The 8,726-nt window shown below is 75.5% G+C and carries 7 protein-coding genes; all 7 read right to left on the bottom strand.

Going from position 1 to position 8,726, the window contains the following annotated elements; all coding sequences use genetic code 11:
- Positions 1 to 160: 160 nt before the first annotated feature.
- Complete coding sequence (locus GTR02_RS16940) at positions 161 to 697, bottom strand: CAP domain-containing protein (RefSeq protein WP_166608668.1); 537 nt, start codon at positions 695 to 697, stop codon at positions 161 to 163.
- A gap of 58 nt (positions 698 to 755) precedes the next feature.
- The gene (locus GTR02_RS24625; protein WP_166608667.1) at positions 756 to 3,089 is read right to left on the bottom strand and encodes a diguanylate cyclase domain-containing protein; all 2,334 of its coding nucleotides are present in this window, start codon (positions 3,087 to 3,089) and stop codon (positions 756 to 758) included.
- A 98-nt stretch (positions 3,090 to 3,187) separates the two neighbouring features.
- Positions 3,188 to 4,195: a TIM barrel protein gene (locus GTR02_RS16930; protein ID WP_166608666.1), complete on the bottom strand. Its 1,008-nt coding sequence runs from the start codon at positions 4,193 to 4,195 to the stop codon at positions 3,188 to 3,190.
- A 10-nt stretch (positions 4,196 to 4,205) separates the two neighbouring features.
- The gene (locus GTR02_RS16925) at positions 4,206 to 5,429 is read right to left on the bottom strand and encodes a Gfo/Idh/MocA family protein (RefSeq protein ID WP_166608665.1); all 1,224 of its coding nucleotides are present in this window, start codon (positions 5,427 to 5,429) and stop codon (positions 4,206 to 4,208) included.
- Entirely contained in the window at positions 5,430 to 6,557 is a 1,128-nt protein-coding gene (locus tag GTR02_RS16920; RefSeq protein WP_338073881.1) for a Gfo/Idh/MocA family protein, read from the bottom strand.
- Complete coding sequence (locus GTR02_RS16915; protein WP_166608664.1) at positions 6,554 to 7,390, bottom strand: ThuA domain-containing protein; 837 nt, start codon at positions 7,388 to 7,390, stop codon at positions 6,554 to 6,556. The genes GTR02_RS16920 and GTR02_RS16915 overlap by 4 nt, the downstream gene beginning before the upstream one ends.
- Before the next feature lie 49 nt (positions 7,391 to 7,439).
- Positions 7,440 to 8,459: a LacI family DNA-binding transcriptional regulator gene (locus GTR02_RS16910; protein ID WP_166608663.1), complete on the bottom strand. Its 1,020-nt coding sequence runs from the start codon at positions 8,457 to 8,459 to the stop codon at positions 7,440 to 7,442.
- Positions 8,460 to 8,726 lie beyond the last annotated feature (267 nt).

The following is an 8,726-nucleotide window of genomic DNA, read 5'->3' as shown; positions in this document are numbered from 1 at the left end:
GCCCGCGGGGCGTGGTCGGGGCGGCGGAGCCGAACTCCTCCCACCAGGGGGCGACTGGCGCCACGACGACCTCCCTCCCTGCGGGCGCCCGCGCGACGACGCCCTCCCGTCCGGTTCCGACGCCGCGACGCCGCGTGCGGTTCCGCGCCCGGCCGGCGGCTCAGACCCCGGCCAGCGCCTGCGTCCAGTAGGCGCCCCCGGCGACGTCGGCGCGGGCCACCCCGACGTAGTCGAGGTCGCAGTCGAGGATGTTGCGCCGGTGGCCGGGGCTGGCGAGCCAGGCGTCGACGAGACCGCGCGGGGTGAAGGCACCGGCCGCGACGTTCTCGGCCGCGAGCCGCGGCCGGACGCCGAGACCCGCGAGCCGCGTGCGCGGCGAGCTGCCGTCCGCGCCGACGTGCGACATGCGGGCCGTCTCCGCCATGTCGGCGGAGTGCCGCAGCGCGGTGGTGACGAGCTGGTCGGCGAGGGCCAGCGGGGCGCAGCCCGCCTGGACGCGCGCTTCGTTGGTCAGCGCGACGACCTCGAGCGCGAGCTCGTCGGTCAGGGGCAGCACGGGCGCCACGAAGTGCGTCCGGACGGCGCGCGGGGTGGGAGCGGCGGACGCGGGGGCGGCGGCCCCGACGGCGACCGCGGCGGCGAGCACGGCGAGCCCCGCCGCGCTCAGGGGGGCTCGGGCCCGGGGAGTCGTCGTCATGGCCGTACACAACCAGGGACGCCCCGGGCTGCGCGCGCCGTGTGACGTGAACCACACTCTAGGTGAACAGTGGTTGACCGACCGTGGTCGGGACGGCGTGGGCCGGACGCACCACGACACGGCCCTTGCCGGCCCGCTTCGCCGCGTACATCGCCGCGTCCGCCGCGCGCAGCAGGGCGTCCCCGGGGGTGCCCGCGTCCCCGCGGACCACCCCGATGCTCGCCCCGACGCACGCCTCGCCGCCCTCGAGCGCCACCGGCAGCGCGAGCGACTGCAGCAGGCGGGCACCGATGCCGGCCAGGTCGGCCTCCGTCACGTCGGCGTCGGCGCACACGACGGCGAACTCGTCACCGCCCAGGCGCGCCACCGTGTCGGCCGGCCGCACGGCGTGCACCAGCAGGTCCGCCACGCGGCGCAGCAGCTCGTCGCCCGCCGCGTGCCCGAGGGAGTCGTTGACGGCCTTGAAGCCGTCGAGGTCGACGTAGAGGACGCCGACGCCGTCGGCGGGACCGCACGCCGCGACCGCCTGCTCGAGCTGGGCGACGAAGAGCCGGCGGTTGGCGAGCCCCGTGAGGGGGTCGTGCAGGGCCAGGTGCTCCAGGTCCCGCTCGGCCGCCCGGCGCAGGGTGACGTCCTGCACGAGGCAGAACAGGTACGGGTCGCGGCCGCTGGGGTGCAGCACGGTGGCGGACATCTCCGCCCACAGCACCCGCCCGTCGGCGTGCTCGAAGGTGCGCACGCACCGCACGGGCCGCGACGGGTCGGCCACCACGGCGTCGAAGGCGTCGCGGCACGCCGCCACGTCCTCGGCGGGCGCGAGGTCCTGCAGGGTCATGGCCAGCAGCTGGTCCTCGGCGCGCCCCGTGAAGCGCTCCATCGTCTCGTTGACGCGCAGGATGCGGCGCGCGCCGGGCCCGGTCAGGCCCACCATGACCATCCCGACGGGGGCGGTGTCGAAGGCCACGCGGAACAGGCGCTCGGAGTCGGCCAGCTCGGCCTCCGCCGCGAGGCGGGCCGTGAGGTCGGTGGCGAGCAGGATGTGCCCGATCAGCGCGCCGGTGTCGTCGTGCATGGGCGCGTCGGTCAGCATCACGGGCAGCCGGGTCCCGTCGCGGCGCACGTAGGTGGCCCGCTCGGTGTGCGGGCCGTCGCCGTGGGAGGTGCGGAACAGCGCGTCCACGTCGTCGAGGCCCAGGGCGCCGGCGCGGGCGTGCAGCTCACCGCGCACGAGCAGCGGCCGCACGTCCTCGCCGATCGCCTCGGCGGCGGGCCAGCCCAGCATCCGCTCGGCGCCCTCGTTGAACACCGTGATCCGCCCGGTGGTGTCCACCCCGACGATGGCGTGCTCGGTGGCCGCGGACAGGACGCTGGCGAACAGGTCGTGGGCGCGCGCGACCTCCGCCGCGGCGCGCGCCGCGCGGTCGCCGTGGCGGCGGCTCTCGTCGCGGTGCAGCGCGAGGACCAGCGTGACCAGGCCCAGGGCCCCGACGAAGGCCTCGGCCGTCATGGCCTGGAGGTCCGGCGACAGCTCGGCCCACGGGCCGCGCCCGGCCCACGCGCTCAGCACGACGGCCCCCGCGACGGTCACGACGTGCACCGTGGCCTGCGCGGTCGAGCAGCGCAGCGCCACCCAGACGCCCAGCGGCAGCACCGCGAAGGTCAGCGAGACCTCGTGCACGACGAAGAAGGTGAGCACGTAGGCGGCCGGCACGACCACGGCCATCAGCAGCAGCTCGCCCCGGCCGGCGACCGCGGTGGCCCGGGCGTCGTCCGCGCGCGCCACGACGCGGACCGCGACGGCGACGACGACGAAGGTGCTGACCGCGGTCCGCAGGGCCCACTGCCCGAGCGCGAGGACGAGGGGCACGTCGTCGAGCCGCGCGAAGCCCACCACGGCCACCGGCAGGGAGACCAGCGCCCCGGCGCACGAGGCCACCGCGAGGACGCGCAGGTCCGTGGGCGTGCGCAGCCGGAAGCCGCCGGGGCGGGCGCGCCGGTAGGCCCAGCAGAACGCGACCGCCTGCACGGCGGCCGCGAGGCCCAGCAGGGGGGCGGCGCCGGCGGGCGTGCCCGTGAGCACGCGCAGCACCACGGTCAGGAGCACGACCAGGCCGACGTCGACGGCCAGCACGCCGCGGCGCACCGACCCGGCGACCCACAGCGCCCCCGCGGCCGAGGCGGGCCAGAAGATCGCCAGGTGGGCGCCGCCGACCTGGGCCGAGCGGCCGATGAGCGTCGCAGCGGTGAACAGGACGGCCCACACCAGGGTCCGCAGCCACGGTGAGCGCGTCAGCCGGGTGGGCTCACCCGGCAGCGCGACCAGCGGCAGAGCACGCGAGGGCAGAGCAGTCGAGGACCGAGCAGTCGAGGGCGCAGCGGGTGCCGTCGTCACCGCACCACCCTCCGCTCGGAACCGTTCCGCGGCGCCCGGGAGCGGGCGGCCGTCGGGGACGTGATCGGCCGAGCGGAGGGTGGGCTTGAGGGCGGGAGTCAGCCCTTGGAGCTGAACGCGGCGTCGAAGGCGGCCGACGGCGGCTGGATCAGCTCGCCGACCCGGCGGACGAAGGCGAGGGCGTCGGGCGCGCCGCGGAGGCGGTCCACCCCGGCGTCCTCCCACTCCACGCTCGTCGGGCCCTCGTAGCCGATCACGTTGAGCTGGCGGAAGATCGCCTCCCACGGCACGTCGCCGTGCCCGACGGACACGAAGTCCCACCCGCGGCGGGAGTCCGCCCACGGCAGGTGCGAGCCCAGGCGGCCGGCGCGGCCGTCGAGCTGCTTCTTCGAGTCCTTGCAGTGCACGTGGTAGATCCGGTCGGCGAAGTCGCGCAGGAACCCCACCGTGTCGAGGTCCTGCCAGACGAAGTGGCTGGGGTCGAAGTTCAGCCCGAACGCGGGCCGCCGGCCGATGGCCTCCAGCGCCCGCTGCGTCGTCCAGTAGTCGTAGGCGATCTCGCTCGGGTGCACCTCGTGGGCGAACCTCACGCCGACCTCGTCGAAGACGTCGAGGATCGGGTTCCACCGGTCCGCGAAGTCCTGGAACCCGGCCTCGACCATCGCGTCGGGCGTGGGCGGGAACATCGCGACGGTGTGCCAGATCGAGGAACCGGTGAAGCCCGTGACGGTCTTCACGCCGAGCCGCGCGGCGGTGCGCGCGGTGTCCTTCACGTACTCGGCGGCGCGCCGGCGCACGCCCTCCGGGTCGCCGTCGCCCCAGACCGCCGTGGACACGATGTCCTGGTGGCGGGCGTCGATGAGGTCGCACACGGCCTGGCCCGTGAGGTGGGCCGAGATCGTCCAGACCTGCAGGCCGTACCGGGCGAGCGTGGCCAACTTCTCGGCGATGTAGTCGTCGTCGGTGGCGCCGCGCGTGGAGTCGAGGTGGTCGCCCCACGTGGCGATCTCGAGGCCGTCGAAGCCCCACTCCGAGGCGAGGCGGCAGACCTCCTCGAAGGGCAGGTCGGCCCACTGGCCGGTGAACAGGGTGACGGGACGGGGCACGGGGGTCCTCTCAGATCTCGGTGTAGGCGGAGGAGTTCTCGGCGCTGCGCTGCACGGCGTCCAGGACCTGCTGGACCTGCAGGCCGTCGGCGAAGCTCGGGCTCGGGTCGCGGCCGTCGGCCACGGCCCCGAGGAACTCCTGCAGCTCGTGCACGAACGGGTGGTCGTAGCCGAGCCCGTGGCCCGGGGGCCACCAGTTCCCGACGCCCGGGTGGGCCGGGTCGGTCGCGAGGATGCGGCGGAAGCCGTTCTCGGCGTCCGGCAGCGTGCCGTCGAAGAAGTGCAGCTCGTTCATCGACTCGAAGTCGAAGGCGATGCTGCCCTGCGAGCCGTTGACCTCGATCCGCATGCCGTTCTTGCGGCCCAGCGCCATGCGGGAGGCCTCGAACGTCATGAGCGCCCCGCCGTCGCCGCGGCCGAAGAACACCGCCGCGTCGTCCACGGTCACGTCGCCGACCTCGGTCGAGGCCTCGGCCGACAGCCCGGTGTTGGCGCCCGTGCGGGCGGCCTCCAGCGGGCGCTGCTTGACGAACGTCTCGACCGTGCCGCTGACCCCGAGCAGGCGCTGGCCGGTGATGAACTGCGCGGCGTCGATGATGTGCGAGCCGATGTCGCCGAGCGCGCCCGCGCCGGAGCGGTCCTTCTGCAGCCGCCACGTCAGCGGGAACTCCGGGTCGACGATCCAGTCCTGCAGGTACACCGCGCGGACCTGGCGGACCTCGCCCAGGCGCCCGTCCGCCACGAGCTGCCGGGCGAGGCCGATCGCGGGCACCTGGCGGTAGTTGAACGCCACCATGCTGCGGACCCCGCGCGCCGCGGCCGCCTCGGCGGCCGCCGTCATGCGCTCGGCCTCCTCGACGGTCTTGGCCAGCGGCTTCTCGCACAGGACGTGCTTGCCGGCCTCGAGCGCCGCGATGGCGATCTCGGCGTGGCTGTCGCCCGGCGTCAGGACGTCGACGACGTGGATGTCGTCGCGCTCCAGGAGCGGGCGCCAGTCGTCGACCCCCTCCTCCCAGCCGAACTGCCGGGCCGCCGCGGCGGCCCGCCCGGCGTCGCGACCCGCGAGGGCCACGCGCCGGGTGCGGAAGCGCGGGGTGCCGACGTGGTCGACCGTGCGCCAGGCGTGGGAGTGGACGGCACCCATGAAGGAGTGACCGATGACGGCGACGCCCAGCTCGGGCAGTGGTTCGGGTGGTGCGGACACGCGGGGGACCTCCTCGTCGACTGCGGGCATCTAAGCACTGGTGACCGGGTCGAGCCGCCCGGCCGCGAGGGCCTCGCGCACCGACGTCCAGGACGCCAGCACGGCGCGGACGTCCTCGCGCCGCTCGTCTGCCAGGGCCCGGGCGTGGGCGCGCTCGAGGACGTCGTCGACGCGCACGCGCGCCCCCGTCGTCGCGGACTCCACGGCGGCCTCGACCATCACGAGGCTCAGGACGTTCTCGTGCACCTCACCCATGGGCGTGCCGTCCCCGCGCAGCGCGGCGCGGAAGGCGGCCAGGGACCCCGCCACGCCGTCCCCGGGGTCGCAGGCCCCGGCCGCGACGACGCCGTCCTCGGCGTCCAGCACGGGCGCGGCGTCGCCGTCCCACGTCGCGGTGCCCGCGGCGCCGGACAGCCGCCAGGCCCCGTTCCAGGACGTCTCGGCGTGCGGGCTGCACCAGCTGCCGGTGTAGACGTAGCGCAGGCCGCCGCTCATCTCGAACACGGCCGTCGCGGCGGCGTCGCCCGCGTACCAGCTCCAGGAGGGGTTGAACTCCTCGCAGTACACCGACACGGGTTCGGCGCCCAGCAGGAACCGGGCGGTGTCGAACGGGTGGATCGCCATGTCCAGCAGCAGCGGGTGGGCCATCTCCTCGCGGAACCCGCCGAAGTGCGGGGCCCGGAAGAACTCGGTCGTGAGCACGCCGAGCTCGCCCAGCGCCCGCGCCTGCTCCCGGAAGGCGAACACGTGCGGGTTGTAGCGGCGCGACTGGCTGACCACGAACAGCCGGCCGCTGGCCTCGGCGGCCGCGACGAGCGACAGCGCCCGGGCGACGGTGTCGGCCACCGGCTTCTCCCCCAGCACGGGCAGGCCCGCGAAGAGCGCGGCCGTCGTGACGGGGTGGTGGGCCGCCGGCACGGTCACGTTGACGACGGCCTCGGCGCCGCTCTCCCGCGCCAGCGCCACGGCGTCCGCGCCCACCGGCAGGCCGGGCACCCCCGCGTCCGCGGCGGCGGAGCGGGCCGCCGCGAGGTCGAGGTCGACGATGCCGGCGAGCTCGACGTCGGGCGAGGCCTGGATCGCGGCGAGCCACGTGCGGCCCATGGCCCCGGCGCCGACCAGGACGACCCGCAGCGCGTCCGCGGCGGCGGGAGTCACTGCGCCGCCTGCGCTTCCAGGGCGGCCCGCGCCTCGTCGCTCAGGGCGCCGCCGTAGCTGTGGCCGGTGTAGAAGTCCTCGGTCTCGTAGCGCAGCAGCGTGGGCTCGGCGCGCTCGGGGCGCACGGTCACGGCCCACTGCACGGCGTTGGAGATCACCCGGCGCACGCCCTGGTGGAAGTAGACGGGGTAGTCCTGGTCGCCGGGCTTGAAGTAGAAGACCTTGCCGTGGCCGCGCTTGAACGTGCAGCCGGAGCGGAACACCTCACCGCCGGAGAACGAGGAGATGAACACCAGCTCGTCGGGCGCGGGGATGTCGAAGAACTCCCCGTACATCTCGTCCTCCTCGATCACCATGGGGTGCGGGACGCCCTGCGCGATGGGGTGCGTCGGGTCCACCGTCCACACCAGCTCGCGGTCGTGCTCGCTGCGCCAGCGCAGCGTGCACGACGTGCCCATCAGCCGGCCGAACACCTTCGACCAGTGCCCGGAGTGCAGGACGATGAGGCCCATCCCCGCCAGCACGTGGCGGTGCACGCGGTCGACGACCTCGTCGGCGACCTCGCCGTGCGCCGCGTGCCCCCACCAGGTCAGGACGTCGGTCTCGCGCAGGACCTCCTCGGTCAGGCCGTGCTCGGGCTCGTCCAGGGTCGCGGTCCGCACCACGACCCCCTCGCCGAGGTTCGCGACGAGGCCCTCGGCCAGGGCGCCGTGGATGCCGGTCGGGTACCGCTCGGCGATCTCGGGCTCGAGCTGCTCGTGGCGGTTCTCGTTCCACACGGTCACGCGGATCGGGCTGCTCACTGGTCCTCCTGGGGGTCGTTCGATGCGCATCGATGCGCCTCGGGCGGGGGTGGCCGTCGGGCGGGGCCGACGGGCGCGGTCAGCCCGCGGCCGCCGCGGGCCGGGGGTGCCGGCTGGAGGCGCGGCGGGTCAGGGCCGCGGGCACGAGCTCGACCTCACCGGGCGGCGCGGCGCCGTCGAGCAGGGTGAACAGCGTGCGCATGACGCGGCGCGAGACGTCGCGCGGCTGCGTGGAGACCCCGGTGACGGGGACCTCCTCGGCCTCCGCCTCGGCGTCGGTCGTCAGCGCCAGCAGGTCGACGTCGGTGCCCGGCCGCACGCCGCGGCGCTGCAGGCCCGCGACCACCTCCGACAGGAACGACGTGCACACGAGCGCCGGGGGCGGCCCGCCCGCGCCCAGCACCCGCTCGAGCGCGCGGTCGACGTCCTCGCGCCCGCGCGGCACGTCGTGCCAGTCCAGGGCGACGCCGCGCCGCGCGGCGGTGGCCTCGGCCGCGCCCCGGAAGCGCGGGACGTAGTTGATGTCGCCGCCGGCGAACCCGGGCGGCCACGCGAGCACGGCGACCCGGTCGTGGCCCAGGTCGGCGGCCTCCTCCAGGAGCAGGGTGGCCGCGGCCTCGAAGTCGAAGTCGACGCAGTGCAGGCCCGTGGTGTCCGCCGGCAGGCCGATGAGCAGCGCCGGGACGCCCAGGGCGCGCACGGCGGGGATCCGCTCGTCGTGCGTGGAGATCTCCATCATGACCAGCGCGTCACACAGCGAGCGGCCCGCCAGCCGCTGCAGGCCCGCCGTGCCCTCGTCCGCGGTGACCAGGAGGACGTCGTGGTCGCGCGCCCGGGCGGCCAGCGCGATCTCCTCGACGAAGGCCATCAGCCCGTGCGCGTTGACCTCGCTGCGGAAGGGCACGACCAGCCCGACGACGTTGGTCCGCTGGCTGGCCAGGGCCCGGGCACCCGCGTGCGGCTGGTAGGTCAGCTGCTGCATGGCGTCCTCGACCAGGCGGCGGGTCCTCGCCGAGATGGGCCGCTTGCCGCTCATGACGTAGGAGACGGTGCTCTGGGAGACCCCGGCGATGCGCGCGACGTCCTTGCTCGTGGGCACTCTGGCCACGTCGCCTCCCCGGACCCGTCCTCGTCGGCGGGCAGCACCACGCAGCGCCCGTCGATGCGTATCGACGGGACTCTAGTGGCCCGGCGTGCGGCGCACAACCACCCCCGCGCGTCAGACTGCCGGAGGGACGCCCCACCGTCGAGCCCGCGCCCCCTCGACGCTCAAGGTGACCCGCGCGCGTGCCGACGACCCCCTGACCGCCCGACCAGCAGGGAGCTCCCCCGTGGACGCGGACGAGGGTGCGGGTGCGGCGGCGGC

The sequence above is a fragment of the Kineococcus siccus genome (assembly GCF_009906795.1).
GTDB classification, from domain to species: Bacteria; Actinomycetota; Actinomycetes; order Actinomycetales; family Kineococcaceae; genus Kineococcus; species Kineococcus siccus.
Note: the sequence above shows the minus strand (reverse complement) of the source record. Positions and strands in the feature narration are given on the sequence as shown.

Bases quoted from the DNA above. Each gene is read 5' to 3' on its own strand.
- GTR02_RS16940 (WP_166608668.1), bottom strand. From the start codon at position 697: ATGACGACGACTCCCCGGGCCCGAGCCCCCCTGAGCGCGGCGGGGCTC.
- GTR02_RS16925 (WP_166608665.1), bottom strand. From the start codon at position 5,429: ATGCCCGCAGTCGACGAGGAGGTCCCCCGCGTGTCCGCACCACCCGAA.
- GTR02_RS16915 (WP_166608664.1), bottom strand. From the start codon at position 7,390: ATGCGCATCGAACGACCCCCAGGAGGACCAGTGAGCAGCCCGATCCGC.